The following is a 2,464-nucleotide window of genomic DNA, read 5'->3' as shown; positions in this document are numbered from 1 at the left end:
CCGAACACTTCGTCGGGATCCAGACGCCGCAGTTCCTCGGCCAGGCAGTCCCGCAGGCTTCGCCGCGGCAGGGAAATCCGCTGGGCAGGCTGGCCCGGTTGGGTCAGTTCGGCCACTGACAGTCCGGGCCGGAACAGCTGGACGTCGCCGCTTGCCCGGCTCAGGCGGACGCGCCGGATACCGGTGCCCGCGGGGTCGGCGACGATCGTCACCGGGGCGTCCAGGGAGAGGGTGAGCCAGGCCGCCAGCAGGATGGTGCTGGGGGAGTCCGAAGCACCCTCCACGGCCACCGCGGTGACAGGGGATGGGTCCACCTGGTCCAGCACTGCCGCGAGCTGGATGCGCCAGTTCGTCAGGCGGGTCCAGGCGAGGTCCGTGTCGCCTGCCTTGTAGGTGTTCCGGATATTCTCCAGGGCCACCTGCGGTTCGGCTTCGTTCGCGGAGTCGGTGATGCGCCGGTGGGCGATCTTGCCGATGGATGTCTCGCTGGCATTCTTCGGCGCGCCGTGCGGCCACCAGGCCACGATCGGAGCGTCAGGGAGCAGCAACGCGGCGACGAGGGACTCGCTTTCCTCTGCGAGTTCCCCGAAGCCGCGCAGCACGATCACTTCCGAGGCTCCGGCGTCACCGCCGACCCGGATCTGGGCATCGAGCCGGTTGGGAGCGGCAGAGCCGGCATCGGCAAGGACAATGATTCGGCAGGGGTGCTCCCGGCTGGCCTCGTTGGCTGCCTCGATGGCCTCCTCTTCCAGWCCCGATTTCGTGACGACCACCAGGGTCAGCACGCGGCCCAGAGCGATCACCCCGCCCTGCTCCCGCAGGGACATGATCTTCTTGGAGACCTTGGAGGTGGTGGTGTTCGGAAGATCTACAATCATGGCCTTCTCCAGGTGCGTCCGTCGCGGGCGAGCAGCTCGTCAGCGGAGGCCGGGCCCCAGCTGCCGGGTGCGTAGGGCTCGGGCTGCTCGCCCAGGCCCTCCCAGTATTCCTCGAACGGGTCCAGGATCTTCCAGGAGAGCTCCACTTCCTCATGCCTCGGGAACAGCGGCGGCTCGCCGAGGAGCACGTCAAGGATCAGCCGTTCGTACGCCTCCGGGCTGGACTCCGTGAACGAGTGGCCGTAACCGAAGTCCATCGTCACATCCCGCACTTCCATCTGCGTGCCGGGGACCTTGGAGCCGAAGCGGATCGTGGCGCCCTCGTCAGGCTGGACCCGGATCACCACGGCGTTCTGCCCGAAGTCATCCTCGCCGTGGTCGCGGAACAGCAGGTTAGGCGCGCGCTTGAACACCACGGCGATTTCCGTGACGCGCCGGCCCAGGCGCTTGCCGGCGCGCAGGTAAAACGGGACCCCGTGCCAGCGCCGGGTATTGATGTCAACGCGGATCGCGGCAAAGGTCTCGGTGGTGGAATCGGCCGGGATGCCSTCCTCCTCGAGGTAGCCCTGGACCTGCTCGCCGCCCTGCCAGCCGCCGGCGAACTGGCCGCGGGCGGAGTGGGTGGAGAGGTCCTCCGGCAGCCTGACAGCCGCCAGGACCTTTTCCTTCTCCGCACGCAGGTCATCCGCGTTGAAGGAAATAGGTTCCTCCATCGCAGTSAGCGCCAGCAGCTGCAGGAGGTGGTTCTGGATCACGTCACGGGCAGCACCCACGCCGTCGTAGTACCCTGCACGGCCGCCGGTGCCGATGTCCTCGGCCATGGTGATCTGCACGTGGTCAACGTAGTTGGCGTTCCACAGCGGTTCGAACAGCTGGTTSGCGAAGCGCAGCGCCAGGATGTTCTGCACCGTCTCCTTGCCCAGGTAGTGGTCGATCCGGAAGACCGCGTCGGGCGGAAAGACCGATTCCACGATGTCGTTCAGCTGCCGGGCCGACTTAAGGTCGTGCCCGAACGGCTTCTCGATGACCACACGGCGCCACTTGTCGCCTTCAGCCTGGGCCAGACCGTGCTTCGAGAGCTGCCGGCAGACCTGTTCAAAGGCCTTCGGCGGGATGGACAGGTAGAACGCATGGTTGCCGCGCGTGCCGCGCTGTTCGTCGAGTTCCTTGATGGTCTCGCCGAGCCGCTCAAAGGCGGAGTCGTCATCGAACTCGCCCTGCACGAAACGGATGCCTTCGGACAGCTGGTTCCACACCGCCTCATCGAACGGCGTACGGGAGTACGTTTTGACCGCGTCTTTCACCTCCGCCGCGAAGTCCTCGTTGTCCCACTGCCGCCGGGCAAAGCCCACCAGGGCAAAGCTGGGCGGCAACAGGCCGCGGTTCGCGAGGTCATAGACAGCGGGCATGAGCTTCTTGCGGGCGAGGTCACCCGTGACTCCGAAGAGCACGAGCGACGACGGTCCGGCAATCCGGTTCAGACGGCGGTCCCGCGGATCCCGCAAAGGGTTCCCGCTCCTGCCCGCTGACCTTCTGCCGTTCAAAGTATCTGGCATGGTTGGTTTAGTGCCTTAGCTTTCAGTGGC

General features: G+C 66.4%; 2 protein-coding genes. Both read right to left on the bottom strand.

Annotated elements, in window-relative coordinates; translation table 11 throughout:
• On the bottom strand, window positions 1-878 hold an 878-nt coding region (locus tag AC1DD3_RS22015), incomplete at its 3' end, for a glucose-6-phosphate dehydrogenase assembly protein OpcA (RefSeq protein ID WP_230121521.1).
• Window positions 875-2,434, bottom strand: coding sequence for a glucose-6-phosphate dehydrogenase (gene zwf, locus AC1DD3_RS22010; protein WP_476882522.1), 1,560 nt, complete (start codon window positions 2,432-2,434; stop codon window positions 875-877). The genes zwf and AC1DD3_RS22015, both read right to left, overlap by 4 nt.
• Window positions 2,435-2,464 lie beyond the last annotated feature (30 nt).

Source organism: Arthrobacter sp. 05T444 (assembly GCF_056395905.1).
The sequence above is the reverse complement of the archived record's forward strand: the minus strand, read 5'-3'. Positions and strand labels throughout refer to the sequence as shown.